Genomic DNA, 18,353 nt, shown 5'->3' on the forward strand with positions numbered 1-18,353 from the left:
GTGTGAAGGCGGCACAGGGAAGGCGGCGGATCGCCGGTGGGTCACCGTGGCGGTTTCCGCGCTCGCGCTCGTTCGCTCTCGACAACGGCCTTACGGTGCGGGTGGTGGACGTGCCCGGCCGGCTGGTCGCGACGATCGCCGTGGTGATCCACCTGCCGACGGAGGTCGAGGAGCCGGCCGGCGAGGGAGCCGTGGCCGCGTACACCGCGATGCTGCTCGGCAACGCACCGCACGCCCGGACCGGTTCGGTCGGCGAGGCCGCCAGGATCGGCGCCGCGATCACCACCGGGTGCGATCACCGGGGCCCGAAGGTGATCGCCGACTGCCCGGTGACCGAGGTGCCGCGACTGCTGGACGCGCTGGCCGCCATGCTGATGCGGTTCGAACCGACCCGGGCCTCCTTCGAGGAATGCCGCGGGCGGCTGGCCGCGGAACGCGAGATGGAACCGCACCACCCGGCCGCGCTCGCCAACAAGCTGTTCAGCGAGTCGGTACTGGACCCGACGAACCGGTACGCGCGGCCGGTGGGCGGCACCGCCCGCTCGTGGCAGACCCTGACCAGGGAGACGATCGTGTCGCTGCATCGGCGCCACGTCGGGCCGCAGCGGATGACGATGATCATCGTGGGCGACCTGGCTTCGTCGGACGTGGAGGCCTCGGTCCGGGAGTCCTTCGCGCACTTCCCGCGTGGGGAGTGCGCCGAGGTCGTGGATCGGCCGCCCGCGCCGGGAGGTGGGCCCAAGCTGAGTTGGCGGGCCGGGCAGGGCGGCGAGCAGACCCGGCTGATGCTGGGCTGCTTCGCCATCGACCGTCTGGACCCCCGGTGGCCGTCGGCCCGGGTGGCGGCCGAGTTGTTCGGCGGTGGGCCGGACGCGCTGGTCAACGCCGAACTGCGCGGTCGACTCGGGATCAGCTACGGCATCGACGTGCGCTTCGTTCCCTACTTCCGCGGCGGCCTGTTCGTGATCGCCGGATCGGTGACCGCCGGACACACCGCACAGGCGCTGGCGGCGATCCGAGGCGTGCTGACGCGCACCCTGGAGGAGGGTGTCGACCCGGTGCGCTTCGCCCGGGTTCGCGAGCGCATGGTCGAAGCCGCCGCCGAGACGTACGAGACCACGCTGGCGCTGGCCCAGCAGCACGCGGAGCTGACCTCGTGCGGAATCGAACCGTCCTTCATCGACGGCCATCTCGAGGCGATCCGGACCCTGGAGCCGGCGCGGCTCGACGAGGACTTGCGCACCCTCGTCGATCCGCGCCGACTGCACGTGGCGGTCGTCGGTCAGTTCGACCCCGATGCCTCCGAGGTCGCCGACCTGGAGCGGGCCTGAAGCCGTGCCGGGCCCGGCACGGGGAAGTCCGGGACGGCGCCCGCGCCCGGCGCGCCGGCGACGGCGGGTCGGGGGCGCAGGCTGCCCAGGGTGGCGTCCAGGTCACGGACCCAGTTGGCGACCTGTACCCGTGAGGAGCACTCCAGCTTGCGCATGACCTGCCGCAGGTGGTTGACCGCGGTCCATTCGGAGATCCGCAGGCGGTGACCGATCTGCTTGTTGGTCAGACCGGTGGCGACCAGGGTCGCCACCTCCGATTCGCGCGGGGTCAGTCCGAACTTCTCCCGCAGTTGCGTGGTGTCGATCGTTTCCCCGGGAGGCGTCACGCCCTCCGGCACTTCGTGCGTGTTGTCGGACGCGGACTCGGGCGGCCCGGCCGGCAGGATCCGGCAGAGCAGATCCACCAGGTCGACCGACTCGCCGGCCTGGGACCACCGCTCCAGCGTACGTTCGCCGATGCGTCGGGCCAGCCGATCCGAGAGGTCCGGGAGGATGGCGGCGCCGGTCGGTAGACCGTCGGTCCACGGCCAGTCGGCCCGGCCCAACGCGCCCAGGACCATGGCGAGTTGAGCGCCGCTTCGGCGAAGATCGCGCAGATGGCGATTGTCGACGAGCTTGCCGATGGCGGACAGCACGGCCTCCGGACCCAGGGGGCCCAACTTGACCAGGGCGCGCTCGACGTACGGGCGCGGTCCGCCGGCCCCCTTGGTACCGGCCGCCGCGGCGGCTCGCCACAGCAGGAGGAGGCCGGCGGCGTAGTCGTCGCCGCAGCGGGTGGCCTCGAAGAGTGCGGCTCGGCAGCGGGCTTCGACCCGGGCGAAATCCTGGTCGCGGATCAGGCGACCGAAGTACTCCGGCGCCGATTCGCACAACCGCCCCAGGTCCTTGCGTGCTCGGTCGGCGTCGAAGCAGGCGGACGCCGCCTCGGTCCCCTCCGTGGTTCGGGGATCCTCGGCCACCAGGATGTCGAGCAGCGTCAGATCGGGATCCGCCGAGACCTCGGTCGGGTCCGGTGAGCGGGCCGGGGGCAGTTGCTCGAAGCAGACGGCTGCGGCTTCCTGTTCCCCCGCGACCGCCAGCACGTAGGTCGCCAACTTGTACAACGCGACCCGAGGTTCGGCGGCGGTCGGGGTGTACTCGCGGATGACCCGCAGGACCTGTGGCAGCAGTTCGGTGATCCCATGGGTACGGGCGAGCAGCGGCAGTGCGTCCCACATCAGCGTGACGGCCTGCGCGTGTCGCCCGGTGTGGATCAACTCCTCGACGCTGCACCGCAGATTGCGCCATTCGTGGCGGAACTCGGCCAGCAGGAGCGGTTGTTCCGGAGAGCACAGGTGAGCGGACAGATCCCGGATCCGGGAGGAGAGATGGTCGGCCTGGGCCTGTCGGATGGCCGGGAGGGAGATCTCGGGCTGGATCGCGCACCAGTTCGCCGCCGGCAGCCCGGTCACCCGCAGGTGATGGCGGCGCGAGGGTTCGCCGGCGCCGTCCGTGCCGGGCAGCACGCACTCGAAGACGAGACCGCGCGCGACCAGCGAGCGGGTCAGCCCGCCGATGTCGCACCGGGGGAGGGTCTGCCGCAACATGTGCGCGCTCGCTCCTCCGGTGGCGGTGAACACCGACGCGAGCACGACCATCTCGTCCGTCGACAACGAGGCGTCGACGGGCAAGGGAGGTCGGTCGACCCGGACTTCGGTGTCGTCGAAGAGTTCGCCGAGGCGGTGCCGCGGGCCGTCCTCACGCACCGCAGCGGCCACCGCGGCCAACCCGTGTCGATCGACCAGGTCGGCCAGGGCGGCGATGTCCGACGGTATGCCGAAGGAACTCGCACAGATCCGGGTGACCGCGTCGAGGTCCGCGCGGGTGAGTTCGGCGGCCGGGTTGTGCCGGCGCAGGCAGTGGGCGAAGAAGCGCGCCGCCTCGGTCGTGACGATCCCGTCGGTCGCGGATCCGAGTTCGTCCGCGGGTTCGGCGAGAGGGGCGACGGGCACCGTGATCGTGTTCTCGCACCGACCCGGGTGGGTGATCGCGACGATCACGCGGATCTGCGGGAACGAGCCGTTGAGGTCGAGAAGTGCCCCGCCGTCGGCGGGATCCAGCCTGCCGAAGTCGTCCACGAGCAATACGACACGTGTCGCGGGTTCGGATCGACGTGCCGTGACGCGCGCCTTGTCGGCGAGATATCTGGCCGTCTTGGTATCCGTGACCGGACTCGACACGACGATGGTGTCGTCGACGGTGGCGAGGTACTCGGCCACGTCGGTGAGCAAGGTGGTCTTCCCGATCCCGACCGGGCCGGCGATCGCCAGCGCCCTGGACTCCCCCTCGCTGGCCAGCCAGGATTGCACCGCTTCCAGCACGTTTCTTTTGTGACGGAATTCGAATCGTCCCCCGGTAGAGGCCATGATCGTGCGCCCCACAAGGCACCCCCGTTCGTAGTGTCCACACTCTTCGTACCTTCCGGACCCGGCCCCGCACCCCCGCCGGGATCCGACGTGGAACCGGTGGCCACGGGACGGCCGAATGGTGATCGGGCCCCGCACGCGTCTCCATGGATCGGTATGGGTCCCGCCATGGCCTGGTTTCCACGGTCCGTCATGGGTCCGCACGGCGAGGCGGAGGTGCTCTCGAGAACACGTTCACGATGTGACCCCTTCGGGAGTCGGACGGATGCGACCCGGCGGTCGAGGTGTCCGTACGCGTGCGATGGGTTTCGTGGTCGGTCCGGCGACCGTACTTCACGGGTGCGACGAACGCGTCGGGATGCCGTACCGGTGTGTGCACTGCGGGCCGGTCCCCGTACTCGGCGCAGTGGTTCGGACCAGTGGGTCGACAATGGAGACGCCCGGATGATCGGGCATCGTGATGGGCGCGCGAAGGTCGGGGGCGTCGGCGAGGATTCCCCACCGACCGGTCGACGATCCGGAGGCTGTCGACACTCGCGCGCAATGCAGGGGAGTCCTCGGCCTTGGTCGTCACATTACATCGCCCGATGAAACGAGGGGGCGACGGTGAGTCACACCACGGCAAAGCCTCGGCAGGTTCCGGTGTGGTGGGGAAGCGGCCGGAAGCGGGCCGCGGACGGGGCCGGGTGGGAAGTCGGTTCGCCGGTCGGGACCGGGTGGGAAAGTCGGTTCGCCGGACGGGGCGTCGGTGGCATCCGTAGCGTTGGTCTGTAAGGGGTTCTCGTACGGAAGGCAGATCTGATGGATTCCGGCACCCTGGCCGTTCCCGGAGCCGACCTCTATTACGAGGTGCGCGGCTCCGGGCCGGTCCTCCTGATGATCAACGGCAGCAACGGAGACACCGCCCTGTACGCGGGGCTGGCCGATCGCTTCGCCGACCGACGTACGGTCGTCACCTACGACCGACGCGGCAACTCCCGGAGTCGGCTCACCGGTCCGCCCGAGGAGCAGCGGGTCGAGCTGCGGGTCGAACAGCACACGGACGACGCGTTCCGGCTGCTTCGGGAGCTCACCGCCGAACCGGCGGCGATCTTCGGGAGCAGCACCGGCGCCGCCATCGGGCTCGACCTGCTCGCCCGTCATCCCGAGCGCGTCGAACTGCTGGTCGCCCACGAGCCGCTCGTGCTCGGCATGTTGCCCGAACCGAAACAGTGGCACGCGAGGTTCGACGCCGTGTGCGACCTGTTCGTGACCGGCGGCGCGAGGGCCGCGATGGACGAACTCTGCACGTTGTTAGGGGTGGCCGCCCCGCCCGAGCCCGCGGCGGAGATGCCCGCGTCGATCCGGGAGCTGCTCGAACGGGTCCAGGCCAACGTGGAGTTCAACTTCTCCTGCGAACTGCGTGCGTTCAGCCGCTTCGAACCGGATCTCACCGCTCTGCGCGGCGCACCACTGGTGACGGCTGTTGGAGCGGAGGGAGTCCAGACGCTGCTCTACCGCACCACGGCGCTGCTCGCCGAGCGTCTGGACCTGCCGGTCACCGAGTTCCCGGGCGATCACATGAGTTACGCGATGCGGCCGGAGGAGACCGCCGAAGCCCTGGCACCGATCCTCGAGCGCAAGTAGTAAGTAGGGGCCGGGCTCCGGGCCGCACGACGTCACGGGGCCGGGCCGCCCGTCCTCAGGAAGTCACAGGGCCGGGCCGCTCGGCCCTCACGACGTCACGTCGAGGACCGCCTTGCCGCCGAGCCTGCGGCCGGCGAGCAGTTCGGCGGCTTCGGCGATCCTGGTCCACGGGCCGTGCCAGGAGATCCGCGGGTCGAGGTCGCCGCGCGCAGTTCGGCCCACGCGCCGCCGTCCCCGAGCGTGGTTGGGCGCAGCGTGAATGGACCGAGCAGGGGGCGGGGCCGGGCCTGGCGGAGCATGTGGAGCGGGCGTTCGCGGCGATCCGGCCGAGTCTGGACCTGGTGGTGCCGGCGACGGGCTGACGCGCCGGCGGCTTGCGGGCACGGCTTGTGGCCGGCACGGCGTGGCGTGGCGTCTCGGGCGTACGGTCTCTCGGCCCTGTGGCGCTCTCGGGTCTCTGACGGCCGGAGAGCGGGACATTTTCACGGGCACGGGCACGGTCGCGTGCGGGCGCGCGAGTGCGGGTGCGGGGCGCAAGCGCCGGAGCGTGCCGAAGCCCGGCCGGGTCGGTGGGACGGCGGCCGGGCCGGAGCTCGGAGCGGGCGGGGGCGAGCGGGGTCAGGCCGATGCGCCGCCGTCGAGGACGAGGTCGGTGCCGACCGCGAAGCCGGCCTCGTCGGAGGCCAAGTACAGGACGGCCGCCGCGAATTCGGTCAGCGTGCCGATCCGGCCGGACGGGTTCTCGACCTTCATCCGGTCCGCCCGGCCGGCCTCGGTCTCACCCGAACGCAGCGACATGGTGGTGTCCAGCGGGCCCGGGCTGACCGCGTTGATCCGGATACCGTCACCGATGTGGTCCAGCGCGGCGTTGCGGGTGAGCGCGCTGACGGCGGCCTTGGACGTGACGTACGCGCCGACATTGGCCAGCCGGGAGTGCGCGCCGAGGTTGGACGAGATGTTCACGATCGCCCCGCCGCCGTTGGCCCGCATGTAGCCGATCTCGTGCTTCATCGACAACCACGTGCCGGTCACGTTGATGTCCAGGACGGCCCGGAAGTCCGCCTCGTCGACGTCGCCGAGCGGGCCCTTGCCCAGGATCACGCCGGCGTTGTTGACGGCGACGTCGAGGCCGCCGAACAGCTCGACGGTACGGGCGACGAGCGCGGCCAGGCTCGCCGAGTCGGTGACGTCGGCGGTGACGGCCGCGGCTCGGCCGCCTTCGGCCTCGATCAGGCGAACGGTCTCCGCCAGCGGCGCGGCACCGCGGCCCGCGACCACGACGGCGGCGCCCTCGCGGGCGAAGGCGAGTGCGACCTCCCGGCCGCCACCCGAGCCGGCGCCGGTGACGAGGACGGTCTTGGCGGTGAAACGTGTGGACATGGTGGTTCTCCAGAGTCTTGCGGGTCGGGTGTGTGGTGAGTGGGTCGGGGAGTCGACGGGTGTGGGTGCCCCGCCGGTCAGGTGCGTCGGGGGTCGGGCTCCGGGATGTGGTCGTGGTCGTGGTCCCGGTCGTGGTCCCGGCCGCGGGCCGGGCGGAAGGCCGCGAGGGCCGCGAGGGCCGCCGCGAGGAAGACCGCTCCGGCCGTGCCGAAGGCCCACGCGTAGCCGACGATCACGTCGCCGCGGGTCGCGGCCACCGACATCAGCGCGGCCAGGCCGACGGTGGGTCCCAGTTCCATCGCGGTGTTCAGCACGCCGCCGGCCAGGCCCGCCTGGTGGACGGGTATGTCCCGGGTGGCCAGGACGGCGGTGCCGGCGAAGATCAGGGCGGCGCCGACGGGGAGCAGGACCAGGCCCGGGAGGAGGTCGAGGGCGTAACGGCTGCGGTCGTCCAGGCGGGCGAGCAGGAGCAGGCCCGCGCCGCCGATCAGCAGGCCCAGCACGGTGACGCGGCTCGGGCCGTACCGGGTGATCAGCGGGCCGGCGGCGCGACCGGTCGCGATCAGCGCGAGGGTGAACGGTACGAACGCGCCTGCCGTCGCGAGCGGCGACCAGTCCCGTCCCTGTTGGAGGTAGAGCGAGATCAGGAAGCTGATCAGGCCGGTGCCGGTCGCCGCGAGCAATACCCCGACCAGCCCCAGGATCCGGCGCGGATCACCGACGAAGCCCGGTGGCAGGAGCGGATCGGTCACCCGGCGCTCGACCGTCAGGAACGCGATGAGCAGGTTCACGCCGACGCCGAGCGGGACGAGTACGGCCGCCGACGCCCACGAGTGGTCGCCGGTCACGGTCAGGCCGTACCCGGTGACGGTGATGCCGACCGTGGCCAGGATCGCGCCGATCGGGTCGAGCCCGGGGCGACGGCCGGACGGGGCCGCCGTCCCGTCGGCGGGCTCGCCGTACGTCGGGCGCCCGGCCGGCAGGAGACCCGGCGTCAGGAGCAGACCCAGGACGGCCACGGCGACCGGTACGACGAACATCCAGCGCCAGGACACCCACGTCGTGAGCACGCCCGAGGCGAGGTTGCCGACGGCTGCGCCCAGTACGGACAGGCCGCCCCAGGTCGCCATCGCCCGCCGATACGCGCCCGGTTCGGGGTATACCGCGCGCAGCACCGCCATCGCGGCCGGCGCGGTCAACGCCGCCCCGAGGCCCTGCCCGAAGCGCACCGCGACCAACACCGCGAAGCCCGGCGCGAACGCGGCGACCATGGACGCGAGGCCGAACACGACCAGGCCCGTCGTGAACATCCGGCGCCCGCCGTACCGATCCGCGAGCCGACCGCCGAACAACAGCAGTCCGCTGAACGGCAACCCGTAGGCGGCGCTGACCAGCACCAGATCGGCCGACCCCAGGCCGAACTCCCGGCCGATGTCGGGCAATGGCACACCGATGATGGTGATGGTGAAGATCAGCGTGGCCTGCACGGTGCCGAGCAGGAGGAAGGCGAGGGTGGCGCGCGGAGCCGGGGCCGGGGCGGGGGAGGGGACGGGGGCGGCGGCGAGTGTGCTCGTGTTGCTTTGTGAGCCGAGGCCCGTGGTCGGGCCCGTTCTCGTATCCGTTTCTGTGCCCGTGTCCGTGCCTCTGCTCCCGGCCATTCCGGTCAGGCCTGTCATGCCGGTACCCCCGTTGCCGTCAACTTTTACAGATCGATCGTTCTGGAATCAAGGCGCGCGTGTCCGGTGGTGCGACGAGTGCCGCGCCGTTCGGGGGTCGTTCAGGTGAGCAGGGTGAACGCCTGCTGCGTCGCGTCGCGCAGGCGCAGCGAGTCGGGGCCGGCCTTGCCGACCACGCGCATTCCTTGCAGAAGTACCAGCAGGAATCGGGCGAGGGCCTGCGGATCCCGATCCGGGCCCAGCTCGCCCTGCGCCCTGGCCCGGGTGAGCGCGACGGTCAGATTGGTCTCCATCTGACTCCAGCCGTGCTCGACGATCCGCGCCGCGCGCGGGTCGTGCGCGGCCAGCTCGGCGGCGGTGTTGGTGAGGAAGCAGCCGCGCAGCCGGGTCGGCTCCTCGGACGCCTGCCGGGCGAACCGCTCGACGAGTGCCCGGACGGCCGGCAGCACCGGGCCCGGCTGGGACAACTCCTCGAACAGCTCCGGGTTGCGGCTCTCGCGGTAGCGGTCGAGCGCCGCGAGGTAGAGGTCGTGTTTGTTGCCGAACGTCGCGTAGATGCTCGCTCGGGCGATGCCGAGGCGAGCCACGAGGTCCGCCATCGAGGTCGCCTCGTAGCCACGCTCCCAGAAGAGTTCGAGAGCGGCCTGCAAGGCGGCGTCGGGATCGAATTCCTTGGTCCTGGCCACGAGTGCGACTCTAGGTCATTCGAGAACGAGTGGTCAAGAAAGCATGACTCCCCTTGCGCTCGGCGGGCCGGTGTCGGGTCGGTTGGCTAGGGTGCGAGTCGGTCGTCGGGGCGACCGTCGTGTGCCGTCGGCCCCTGTCGCAAGCACGGCCGACTCGCCCGGACCGGGCGGCAGTCGGCGTCCTCGGCGGCCGGGGGGCCGGAAGTACGGGTTGATGGAGGTAAGGCGATGGCAGCCACCGCGGACGACGTGCGTCGACTGGCGCTCGCGTTGCCCTCGACGACCGAGAAGCTCGCGTGGGGCATGCCCACGTTTCGGGTCGCCGGCAAGATCTTCGTCTGGCTGGGCGAGGACGACGCGTCGATGGGCATGAAGTGCCCGATCGAGGAGCGCGCCGAGCTGATCCAGGCCGAGCCGGACAAGTTCTTCCTGCGTGACGGGCACGACGACACGGGCAACTGGATCCGCGTGCATCTGTCGGCGGTGGACGACGAGGACGAACTGCGCGCGATGGTCGTGGACGCGTGGCGGCTCACCGCGCCCAAGCGACTGGCGGCGGAACACGGTGAGCCGGGCGTCGGCTCCTGAGGCGAGTCGCGGGCTCGGGCGGGTTCCCGTGTCGGGGCCGGAGTCCTTCGGGCCTGCGGCCGTCCTCGGGTGACCGGGCTCCTCGGGCCTCCGGCCGTCCCGGGTTTCGGTGCTCAGCCGGCCGCCGCCCGGGTCCAGCGTCGGCCCAACTCGGCGATCCGGGACACGAGTTCCGGTGGGCTCTCGACCGTGAAGTCGAGGTCGAGGAGGGCGAGGCGGAACGCCAACGTGTCGATCGAGGACGATCCCGTGGTCAACCGGCACGTGTTCGCGTCGATCGTCGCCAGCACACCGTCGGTCGCGCCGATCCGTGCCGCGGCGACCTCCGGGGCGGCCCGCAGGAGCACGCTCGCGCGGTGCGGGTAGGCGCGGGTGGAGATGCCCGCCGACATGTACGCGACGACGTCCTCGTCCGGAAGCGGACGCGGCTCGAACCGCGGGCCGTTCGGCGTGCGCAGCCGGATCCGGTCCACGCGATAGGTACGCCAGTCGTCCCGGTCGAGGTCCCAGGCCAGCAGGTACCAGCGGCGCCCGGTACAGGCGAGCCGGTGCGGCTGGGCGCTGCGCGTACCCTCACGGCCGTCGTGGGTGCGGTAGTCGAAGCGCAGCGTCTCGGCGGACCGGCACGCCGTCGCGATCGTGCTCAGGTCGGCGGGCGCCACCGTCTCGCCGCCCACCGGCAACGTCACGGTGACCGCGTCGAGCGCGCCCACGTCCTGTCGAAGGCCCGTCGGCAGCGCCTGTTCCAGCTTGGCCAGCGCCCGGGCCGAGGTCGCCTCGATCCCGGCGACGGTGCCGCCGACGGCGGTACGCAGGCCGGAGACGATCGCGGCCGCCTCGTCGTGGTCCAGCAGCGGCGGCAACGGGCCGCCCGGGTCGAGTCGGTAGCCGCCGGACGAGCCGGCGGTGCGGACGTGATAACCCGCGTCGCGCAGTCGCCGTACGTCGCGCCGCAGTGTGCGCGGGCTGACGCCGAGGCGGGCCGCGAGGTGGGGGCCGGTCCAGACGGGTGGTTCGGGGTGGCCGGCGGGGTCGGTTCGGTCGGTGCGGTCGGGGTCGTCGGCGCGCTCGTGCGGCTCGGGTCGGGATTGCAGGAGGGACAACAGACGAAGCAGGCGGGTCGTACTCTCCAACGAGTCCATGTCCTCAGGGTGACGTCGAATGAGGCAAGTTTCCGACCGCATTCGCTCCTAGTCTGGGCGCATGGAGATCACCACCCTCAGCACCCGCCGGCTCAACCGTGTGCTGCTCGAACGCCAATTGTTGACCCGGCGGCACGCGCTCTCGGCGGAGGCGGCGATCACGCACCTGGTCGGCATGCAGGCGCAGGCGCCGCACCCGCCGTACATCGGCCTGTGGACCCGGCTCGCCGACTTCCGGCCGACGGAACTGGCCGACCTGCTGACCGAGCGCCGGGTGGTGCGGCTCGGCCTGATGCGCGGCACGGTGCACCTGGTGACCGCCGACGACTGCCTCGCGCTCCGGCCCGTCGTGCAGTCGATCTACGACGCGGACCTGTACCGGAACGCCCTGCACGGCCTCGGCGACTCGACCGTCGACGTTGGCGAACTCGTGGCCGCCGGACGCGAGATGATGGAGAAGCAAGCGCTGACGGCGAAGGGTCTGGGCCTCGCGCTCGGCGAGTTGTTCCCCGGCGAGAACCCGAAGGCCCTCGCGCACGCGCTGCGCAGCCAGGCGCCGCTGGTCCAGGTCCCACCTCGCGCGGTGTGGGGCCGCAGCGGCCAATCCGCCTGCACGACCGCCGAACACTGGCTCGGCCGGCCGCTGTCGACGACATCGACACCCGACGCGACGCTGCTGCGCTACCTGGCCGCCTTCGGCCCGGCCACGGTGGCCGACATGCAGGCCTGGTCCGGCCTCGGTGGGCTGCGCGAGGTGGTCGACCGCCTGCGCCCGAGCCTGGTGGTGTACCGGGACGAGTCCGGCCGTGAACTCTACGACCTCCCCGACGCCCCGCTCCCGCCCGAAGACACCCCGGCCGCGGTCCGGTTCCTCCCCGAGTTCGACAACATCCTGCTCTCCCACGCCAATCGCGCCCGGATCATGTCCGAGGAGGACCGCAAGCGCCTGTTCACCGTCAACGGCATCATCCGCGCGACCTTCCTCGTGGACGGCTTCGTCGCCGGCATGTGGCGCCTCACCCGAGCCGGCAAACCGGTCTCGCCCGGCTCCCCGGCCGCCACGACCAACCCCGCGGGCCCACCCCTCACCCTCGAAATCCAACCCTTCCGCCCCCTCACCCCCACCACCGAGTCCGCCCTCATCGCGGAAGCCACCCACCTGATGACCTTCAGCACCCCCAACAACCACGACATCCGCGTCCGCTGACCCGAACCCCTCCCACCACACCCGAGTCCGACCCGGCGTCGCCCCCCGCAGACGCGCCCGCCACCCGGCTGTCGGGACCCTCTGCGGGTTGTGGGGTGGGGCCGAGGGTGGTGGTCAGGGTGTGGGAGAGGTCGTGGGCGGAGGGTGGGGTGGTGAGGGATCGGGCGGTTCGGGTGAGGAGGTGGGTGATGCGGGGGGATGCGATGGTGGGGTGGGCCGGGAGGATGTGGGAGTGCAGGAGGGTGGCGGCCTCGGGCCAGGTGCGGGTTCGGGCGAGGGCGTGCAGTAGATAGGCGTGGTCGTTGAGGGCGGTGCGGCTGCCGGGGATGCGTCCGGCGGCGGCCTGTTCGAACAGGGGGATCGCGCGGGTCCAGTGGCCGTTGTCGGCGTGGATCATCGCGTGGTGCCAGGTGATCTCGGCCGTGTCGAGCCACCAGGCCCACGCTGGATCGCGGGGGCCGGCGCCTTGCAGGTGTCGGCTGTGGGTCTCGCGGATGAGGTCGAGTGCCTTGGCGTGCTCCCCGTATTGGTTGAGCGCCCGTGCCCGGCGCATCACGAAAAGGGTCCGTACGCCGGGCGGCAGGTCGTCCGCCAGGACGGTCGCGCAGATGCCCAGTGCCTGGTCGGGGCGGCGCAGGTGGATGGCCTGCATGGCGAGTTGGGACAGCGCGAAGTGTTCGGCGGAGCGGTCGCCCGCGCGGCGCGCGGTGTGCACGGCGTCGGTGCTCAGGCGCCGGGACAGGTCCTGGCGGTCGGCGTCGAAGGCCAGCCACCCGGCCACCTGTTGCGCCTCGGCCACGGCGGCCAACCGGTCGCGGGAGGCCGGGCCGATCAGGGTGGCGCGCAGCGCCGATCGGGCCGAGCGCACGGCCGAGTCGAGGATGGCCCCGGCGCCGTGGCGGGTGTCGAGCGTGACGATGTGGGCGTTGTGCTCGCGCAGTTGCCGCGTCTGGTCCAGGTCGCGGGCGCTGTACGGCCGCGGCGGCGGGAGGGCTTCGGCCGGGTCGACATGTGGCGTCGTGGGTAAGGGGGCGTGGGCCACGGGCCGAGTCTCCGTCTTGGTTTCCGTGTCGTGATTGCCGTTCTCCGAGCTTGTCGCCATGAGATCACGGTGTGCTGTCCCGCAGGGCGGTGGGGCGGTGGAGGGCTGTTATGGAGCAGGTGCTCTGTTATTGTTCCGGCATGCCTCGTCCCCGGGTTCACGATCTCGATCTGCTGCTGGACGCGGCCGAGCGATTGGTGGCCGACGTCGGGCCGGAGCGCTTCACCGTGCGGGGGCTCGCGACGGCCTCGGGAGTGTCCAACGGGGCGATCTATCACGCGTTCGGGTCGCTGCCGGTCCTGCTCGGGCGCGTGTGGCTGCGCGCCGCGGGCGACTTCCTGGACCTTCAGGTCGAACTCGTCGACGCGGTGCGCCCGGACGACCCGGACGGCGGCGTCCGGTCCGTGCTGGCCGCGGCGAGCGCGCCGGCGGTGTTCGCCGACCGGCGACCCGAGGCGGCTCGGATGCTCATGGGCGTCCACCGCGATCGGCTGCTCGGCCCCGACCTGCCGCAGGAATCGGCCGAGGCGATGTTCGCGCTGGACAAGCGGGTCCTGGCGCTGCTCACCCGACTGGCGCGGGCGTTGTGGGGGCGGGCCGACGGGCCGAGCGTCGAAGTGGTGACGCTGTGCGTGGTCGACCTGCCGACGGCCGTGTTCCGCCGGGAACTGACCGGGCCGTGCGCCGACGGCCGCCCCCGGATCGGCGCCGACAGCCGCGCACGTTTGGAGGCCGCGGTCCGCGCGGTCCTCACCCTCCCGCCGCCGCTGCCGCCGCATGGCGCGCGGACGACGGGTTCCGGAAAGGAATGACCGACATGCCCGAACTGCGCCACGAGGATCACGTCTTCGTCCTGGACCTCGGCGACGGGGAGAACCGATTCGCGCCGGACTGGGTGAAGACCGTCGACGCCCTGCTCGACACCGTCGTCGAGCACCCCGAACCGGCGGTGCTGGTGACCACGGGACGAGGCAAGTTCTACTCCAACGGCCTCGACCTGGACTGGTTGGCCGAACACGCCGACGAGTTCGGCCCGTACGTCGCCGACGTGGAGGCACTGCTGGCCCGCGTGCTCACGCTGCCCGTGCCCACGATCGCCGCGGTGAACGGCCACGCGTTCGGCGCCGGGGCGATGTTCGCGATCGCCCACGACTTTCGGATCATGCGGGCCGACCGCGGCTACTTCTGCTTCCCCGAGGTCGACATCCGCATCCCCTTCTCGCCCGGCATGGCCGCGCTCGTCCAGGGCAAGACGACCCCCGCCGCGGCGGTCGCCTCGATGACCACCGGCCGACGCTTCGGCGGCGTCGAGGCCCGGGAGATCGGCCTGGTGGACGACACGGCCGAGGAGGCCGCCCTGGTCGCCGCGGCCTCGACCCGCGTACGCCCCCTGGCGGGCAAGGACCGCGCCACACTCGGCGCGATCAAGTCGACCATGTACGCGACGGCGGTCACCGCCCTCACGACCCGCTGACGTCGACGGGAGCGGGGCCGGCGGGCCCCGCCCCGCCCCGCCTCACCCGCTCGTGGCGAGCGTGGTGGTGTAGCCGGGGCGCGGGTGGTGGATGGGGCGGGTGTCGGAGCCGGCCAGTTGGGTCAGGAGGCGTTCGGCCAGGGCCAGGCCGGTGTCGTTGTACAGCCCGTCGTGGATCAGGAACGCCTGCTCCGGCGCCACTTCGCGGATGTAGTCGGCGGCGTCGCCGAGTTTGAGCCAGGGAGCGCCGGCCGGCACGAGCAGGGTGGGGGTGGCCTCCTCCGGAACGGTGAACGCGTCGCCGGGGTGGAAGACGCGGCCGTCGATCAGGAAGCCGACGTTGTCGATGACGGCGATGTCCGGGTGGATCACGGCGTGCTTCTCGCCGTACACGTGCACGGACAGACCCTGCGCGCCGCCGATCTCGAACGTGTCGCCGTGCGTCACGGCGCGCACCCGACCGCCCAGGTCGGGGAACTGGGCGGCGACGGCCGGATTGGTCCAGATCTCCAGGTCCGGGTTCGCCGCGGCGGCGGCCCGGAGCGTGTCGGGGACCACGTGGTCCAGATGCTCGTGGGTGATCAGTACGGCGTCCGCGCCCACCATCGCGTCGGGCTCGCTGAAGGCGCCGGGGTCGATCACGACGGTGGCCGCGTCGGTGGTCAGTCGTACACACGCGTGGCCGAGCTTGGTGAACCGCATGCCTGTTCTCCCGGGGTTGCGCTTGGTGATGGCCGATCGGGTGCCGGGGTGCCGGGGTGCCGGGGCGCCGCCGTCGCCGGCGACGCTCCCCGCGTCTCTTGCCGCTTCCCGGGTCGATCATGCCAAGCCGACCCCGGCGGGCGGCGGGGAGGGCGCCCATGCTGCGAGACAATCGATTCATGTACGACGACCAGCAGGAACCGACCGAGTCCATTCCGGTGGGGCGGGCGACGGATCTCGGTGCGGCGTTGCTGATGCCCGACATCGACCTGCCCCGCGCGTGGTTGCTGACGCTCAACGATTCGCCGCAGTCGTACGTGGATCTCGACCGGCCCGAGCACCTGGAATTCGAGTACACGCGGCGCCTGGGCCATGTGGTGGATCTCGCGGCCGAACCCGGCGAGCCGCTCGACGTGCTGCATCTGGGCGGCGGTGGGCTGACCCTGCCCCGCTACGTCACGGCCACCCGGCCGGGTTCGACGCAGACCGTCGTCGAACTCGACGGGGAGTTGATCGCGCTGGTCCTGGAGCATCTGCCGTTGCCGGCGGGCGCGGCGATAGAGGTATGCACCGGCGACGCCCGGGAGGAGTTGGCGGCACGCCCCGACGACTCGGCCGACCTGGTGATCGCCGACGTGTTCGGCGGGGCGCAGGTGCCCGCGCATCTGACGTCGCGGGAGTTCGCCGCGGAGGTGGCCCGGGTGTTGCGGCCCGGCGGCGCGTACGCGGCCAATATCGCCGACGGCGGCGACCTCGACTTCGCGCGCGCCCAAGTGGCCACCCTGCGCGCGGTGTTCCCTCAGGTGGCGTTGATGGCCGAGCCGGGCGTACTGCGCGGGCGGCGGTTCGGCAACCTCGTCGTGGTGGCGTCCACGGTCGCGCTGCCGGTGAGCCAGTTGGCCCGGCGTACCGCCTGCGACGAAACACCGGCGCGCGTGCTTTCCGGGATCGAGGCCCGGGTGTTCTCCCGGGACGGGGCGGCCGTCACGGACAGGACGGCCATTCCGTCGCCGGCTCCGCCCGGGGGGACGTTCCGGGTCGGGTGAGCCACGGGTCGGTTGGGTCAGGGGTCGGGTGCACCAGAGATCGGGTGGGTCACGGATCGGGTGAGCCACAGGTGGGTGAGCAGGTGGGGTGAGCCACAGGTGGGCGAGACACAGCCGGGTGAGCCACGGGTCGGGGCGGCCCGGAAGTCGGAGCCGGGTCCGGAGGCCGGGTGTCCGGGCCCGGAGCCCGGTGTCCGGCCCCGGGCCGGGTGTCAGGCCCAGAAGTCGGCTGCCGCCGTCATGTCCTCGACGCATTCGTCGAGGTCGGTGATCTTCTCGCCGACGAGGCGGAAGACGATGCCGCCCATCTGGTCGAGGTGCCTGCCCGCTCGCTCGCCGGTGGCCCGGTGTACCGAGACCACATGGCCGCGACCGTCGACGAACAGGTGGCGCAGCTCGACCCGGAAGCTGCCGCCGGTCTCCGTGGCGAGTCGCACGTAGTAGCCCAGTACCGCGTCCACACCCTTGAAGTCGCCCGACAACATGTGGTCGCCGGGGACGTGGTGCGTACAGTCCGTCGTCATCATCGCGCGCAGAGTGCCCAGATCACCCTGTGCGAACGCCTCGTAGCCCCGGCGAACCAGGGCGGCGTGTGGGTGTTCAGCCATGGCGTTTCGCCACCTTCCGCCACAAACATGGATGGATGGCTGACCTCTCCACCCTGTCACTCCGTACGTCGCCGGTCCACCCGCCGGTGGCGGCGCGGCGCGGCTGGGCTGGGCGTCAGGCGGCGGAGTCGGTGCCGATCCGGGTCGGCGCGGGCGAGGGTGTGTTGAAGGCGCGGCGGTAGTCGGCGGGGGAGACGCCGAGCCGGGTGGCGAAGTGGTGGCGGAGGTTGGCGGCGGTGCCCAGGCCGCAACGTTCGCCGATCTGCTCGATGGGGAGGTCGGTGGTCTCCAGCAGGGATTGGGCCCGGGCCAGGCGCTGGGTGAGCAGCCATTGCAGCGGGGTGGTGCCGGTGGCGGCCTGGAGGCGGCGGAAGAAGGTGCGCGGACTCATCCGGGCGCGGCGGGCCAGGTCCTCGACGGTGAGCGGGCGGTCCAGGCGGGTGCCGGCCCAGGCCAGCACGGGGGCCAGGCCCTCGTCGTCGGTGGCGGGTATGGACAGGTCCACGAACTGCGCCTGGCCGCCCGGGCGGTGGGCCTGGACGACCATGCGGCGGGCGAGCAGGTTGGCGATGTGGGCGCCCAGGTCGGCGCGCACGATATGCAGACACAGGTCGAGGCCCGCGGTCATGCCGGCGCTGGTGAGCACGGTGCCGTCGTCGACGTACAGGACGCTGTCGTCGACGGTGACGTTCGGATACCGGCGGGCCAGATGCTCGGTGTGCGCCCAGTGCGCGGTGGCTCGGCGCCCGTCCAGGAGGCCGGCGGCGGCCAGGGCGAACGCGCCCGTGCACAGCGAGACCATCCGCGCGCCGGCGTCGGCCGCGGCGCGCAGGGCGGCCAGGAAATCGGCGGGCAGTTCGAGGTCGTGGTCGACGCACTCCTGCGGCACCGCCGCCACGATCACGGTGTCCGCGCCGGCCAACGCGTCCCATCCGTAGGGGGTTCGGATGCCGAACGCGAAGCCGGACCCGGAGCCGGGGCCCGAGCCGGACCCGGACCCGGACCCGGACCCGGACCCGGACCCGGACCCGGACCCGGACCCGGACCCGGACCCGGACCCGGACCCGGAGCCGGAGCCGGAGCCGGACCCGGACCCGGACCCGGACCCGGGGCCCGAGTGGGCAGTGGCGTCGGGCCCGCCGTCCGGCCCGGGCGCGCCGCCCGTCGGCCGTTCCACGCAGACGCGGAAGTCGTACCAGCGGTCCGTGAGTTCCGGTTGGGGAGTGCCGAACACCGCGCAGGCGATCGCGAGTTCGTACATGTCCCACGGCGGGACGTTGCCGTCGTCGATCACCGCGACGGCCACCGATCCCGGTCCCGTCGCCCGCGTGTTCCCCGCTCGGTCGGTCATGGGTGGACAGCCTAGATCATCGGTGGCGGAAATTTTGCGCCGATAGGCATTCCTGCCACTGTCGGCGCGGTTTCGGCGCTGCGAGGGTT

The 18,353-nt window shown here is 72.1% G+C and carries 17 protein-coding genes; 7 read left to right on the forward strand and 10 right to left on the reverse strand.

All coding sequences use genetic code 11. From position 1 onward, the window contains the following. Window positions 1–104: 104 nt before the first annotated feature. On the forward strand, window positions 105–1,331 hold the full coding sequence (locus OG948_RS31550) for a M16 family metallopeptidase (protein ID WP_406299705.1): 1,227 nt from the start codon (window positions 105–107) through the stop codon (window positions 1,329–1,331). Here the strand turns inward: OG948_RS31550 and OG948_RS31555 are convergent. Then, window positions 1,283–3,691: a LuxR C-terminal-related transcriptional regulator gene (locus OG948_RS31555; protein ID WP_406299706.1), complete on the reverse strand. Its 2,409-nt coding sequence runs from the start codon at window positions 3,689–3,691 to the stop codon at window positions 1,283–1,285. The genes OG948_RS31550 and OG948_RS31555 overlap by 49 nt on opposite strands. 846 nt (window positions 3,692–4,537) lie before the next feature. Between OG948_RS31555 and OG948_RS31560 the strand changes: the two genes are divergently transcribed. Beyond that, window positions 4,538–5,362, forward strand: a complete 825-nt coding sequence (locus tag OG948_RS31560; protein WP_406299707.1) for an alpha/beta fold hydrolase — start codon at window positions 4,538–4,540, stop codon at window positions 5,360–5,362. A gap of 87 nt (window positions 5,363–5,449) precedes the next feature. Here OG948_RS31560 and OG948_RS31565 read toward each other — a convergent pair whose 3' ends face one another. From OG948_RS31565 to OG948_RS31580, 4 genes are all read right to left on the reverse strand, one after another. Next, window positions 5,450–5,584 carry a hypothetical protein gene (locus OG948_RS31565; protein WP_406299708.1) on the reverse strand — a complete coding sequence of 45 codons (135 nt, stop codon included), beginning with the start codon at window positions 5,582–5,584 and terminating at the stop codon, window positions 5,450–5,452. 396 nt (window positions 5,585–5,980) lie between these two features. After that, window positions 5,981–6,742 (reverse strand): SDR family NAD(P)-dependent oxidoreductase, encoded by a 762-nt coding sequence (locus OG948_RS31570; protein ID WP_406299709.1) that lies wholly within the window; start codon window positions 6,740–6,742, stop codon window positions 5,981–5,983. 77 nt (window positions 6,743–6,819) lie between these two features. After that, window positions 6,820–8,418, reverse strand: coding sequence for an MFS transporter (locus tag OG948_RS31575; RefSeq protein ID WP_406299710.1), 1,599 nt, complete (start codon window positions 8,416–8,418; stop codon window positions 6,820–6,822). A 101-nt stretch (window positions 8,419–8,519) separates the two neighbouring features. Then, window positions 8,520–9,104 carry a TetR/AcrR family transcriptional regulator gene (locus OG948_RS31580; RefSeq protein ID WP_406299712.1) on the reverse strand — a complete coding sequence of 195 codons (585 nt, stop codon included), beginning with the start codon at window positions 9,102–9,104 and terminating at the stop codon, window positions 8,520–8,522. Between the two features lie 228 nt (window positions 9,105–9,332). Between OG948_RS31580 and OG948_RS31585 the strand changes: the two genes are divergently transcribed. Then, window positions 9,333–9,692: an MmcQ/YjbR family DNA-binding protein gene (locus OG948_RS31585; protein WP_406299713.1), complete on the forward strand. Its 360-nt coding sequence runs from the start codon at window positions 9,333–9,335 to the stop codon at window positions 9,690–9,692. A 113-nt stretch (window positions 9,693–9,805) separates the two neighbouring features. Here the strand turns inward: OG948_RS31585 and OG948_RS31590 are convergent, their stop codons facing one another. Beyond that, on the reverse strand, window positions 9,806–10,834 hold the full coding sequence (locus OG948_RS31590) for a helix-turn-helix transcriptional regulator (protein WP_406299714.1): 1,029 nt from the start codon (window positions 10,832–10,834) through the stop codon (window positions 9,806–9,808). A gap of 61 nt (window positions 10,835–10,895) precedes the next feature. Here OG948_RS31590 and OG948_RS31595 point away from each other — a divergent pair, with 61 nt between their 5' ends. Further along, complete coding sequence (locus OG948_RS31595; protein WP_406299715.1) at window positions 10,896–12,041, forward strand: winged helix DNA-binding domain-containing protein; 1,146 nt, start codon at window positions 10,896–10,898, stop codon at window positions 12,039–12,041. Here the strand turns inward: OG948_RS31595 and OG948_RS31600 are convergent. Next, window positions 12,004–13,083, reverse strand: a complete 1,080-nt coding sequence (locus tag OG948_RS31600; RefSeq protein ID WP_406299716.1) for a hypothetical protein — start codon at window positions 13,081–13,083, stop codon at window positions 12,004–12,006. The two genes, OG948_RS31595 and OG948_RS31600, sit on opposite strands and share 38 nt — an antisense overlap. 140 nt (window positions 13,084–13,223) lie before the next feature. Between OG948_RS31600 and OG948_RS31605 the strand changes: the two genes are divergently transcribed. Both OG948_RS31605 and OG948_RS31610 read left to right on the forward strand, forming a co-directional pair. Further along, complete coding sequence (locus OG948_RS31605; protein ID WP_406299717.1) at window positions 13,224–13,895, forward strand: helix-turn-helix domain-containing protein; 672 nt, start codon at window positions 13,224–13,226, stop codon at window positions 13,893–13,895. 5 nt (window positions 13,896–13,900) lie between these two features. Continuing rightward, window positions 13,901–14,557, forward strand: coding sequence for an enoyl-CoA hydratase-related protein (locus OG948_RS31610; RefSeq protein WP_402232162.1), 657 nt, complete (start codon window positions 13,901–13,903; stop codon window positions 14,555–14,557). 42 nt (window positions 14,558–14,599) lie between these two features. Here the strand turns inward: OG948_RS31610 and OG948_RS31615 are convergent, their stop codons facing one another. Then, the gene (locus OG948_RS31615; protein WP_406299718.1) at window positions 14,600–15,259 is read right to left on the reverse strand and encodes an MBL fold metallo-hydrolase; all 660 of its coding nucleotides are present in this window, start codon (window positions 15,257–15,259) and stop codon (window positions 14,600–14,602) included. A 158-nt stretch (window positions 15,260–15,417) separates the two neighbouring features. On the opposite strand from OG948_RS31615, the gene OG948_RS31620 reads away from it, so the two are divergent. Next, window positions 15,418–16,305, forward strand: a complete 888-nt coding sequence (locus tag OG948_RS31620; protein WP_406299719.1) for a spermidine synthase — start codon at window positions 15,418–15,420, stop codon at window positions 16,303–16,305. A gap of 212 nt (window positions 16,306–16,517) precedes the next feature. Here OG948_RS31620 and OG948_RS31625 read toward each other — a convergent pair whose 3' ends face one another. Both OG948_RS31625 and OG948_RS31630 read right to left on the reverse strand, forming a co-directional pair. Further along, a complete protein-coding gene (locus OG948_RS31625) occupies window positions 16,518–16,913 on the reverse strand; it encodes a nuclear transport factor 2 family protein (protein WP_406299721.1) in 396 nt (131 codons plus the stop codon). Window positions 16,914–17,028: 115 nt separating this feature from the next. Beyond that, on the reverse strand, window positions 17,029–18,264 hold the full coding sequence (locus OG948_RS31630; RefSeq protein ID WP_406299722.1) for a GlxA family transcriptional regulator: 1,236 nt from the start codon (window positions 18,262–18,264) through the stop codon (window positions 17,029–17,031). Between the last annotated feature and the right edge of the window lie 89 nt (window positions 18,265–18,353).

Source organism: Embleya sp. NBC_00888, assembly GCF_045207655.1.
Classification (GTDB): domain Bacteria; phylum Actinomycetota; class Actinomycetes; order Streptomycetales; family Streptomycetaceae; genus Embleya.

Bases quoted from the DNA above. Each gene is read 5' to 3' on its own strand.
- OG948_RS31630 (WP_406299722.1), bottom strand. From the start codon at position 18,264: ATGACCGACCGAGCGGGGAACACGCGGGCGACGGGACCGGGATCGGTG.
- OG948_RS31585 (WP_406299713.1), top strand. From the start codon at position 9,333: ATGGCAGCCACCGCGGACGACGTGCGTCGACTGGCGCTCGCGTTGCCC.
- OG948_RS31605 (WP_406299717.1), top strand. From the start codon at position 13,224: ATGCCTCGTCCCCGGGTTCACGATCTCGATCTGCTGCTGGACGCGGCC.
- OG948_RS31570 (WP_406299709.1), bottom strand. From the start codon at position 6,742: ATGTCCACACGTTTCACCGCCAAGACCGTCCTCGTCACCGGCGCCGGC.
- OG948_RS31560 (WP_406299707.1), top strand. From the start codon at position 4,538: ATGGATTCCGGCACCCTGGCCGTTCCCGGAGCCGACCTCTATTACGAG.
- OG948_RS31610 (WP_402232162.1), top strand. From the start codon at position 13,901: ATGCCCGAACTGCGCCACGAGGATCACGTCTTCGTCCTGGACCTCGGC.
- OG948_RS31595 (WP_406299715.1), top strand. From the start codon at position 10,896: ATGGAGATCACCACCCTCAGCACCCGCCGGCTCAACCGTGTGCTGCTC.
- OG948_RS31590 (WP_406299714.1), bottom strand. From the start codon at position 10,834: ATGGACTCGTTGGAGAGTACGACCCGCCTGCTTCGTCTGTTGTCCCTC.
- OG948_RS31615 (WP_406299718.1), bottom strand. From the start codon at position 15,259: ATGCGGTTCACCAAGCTCGGCCACGCGTGTGTACGACTGACCACCGAC.
- OG948_RS31625 (WP_406299721.1), bottom strand. From the start codon at position 16,913: ATGGCTGAACACCCACACGCCGCCCTGGTTCGCCGGGGCTACGAGGCG.
- OG948_RS31620 (WP_406299719.1), top strand. From the start codon at position 15,418: ATGCTGCGAGACAATCGATTCATGTACGACGACCAGCAGGAACCGACC.
- OG948_RS31575 (WP_406299710.1), bottom strand. From the start codon at position 8,418: ATGACAGGCCTGACCGGAATGGCCGGGAGCAGAGGCACGGACACGGGC.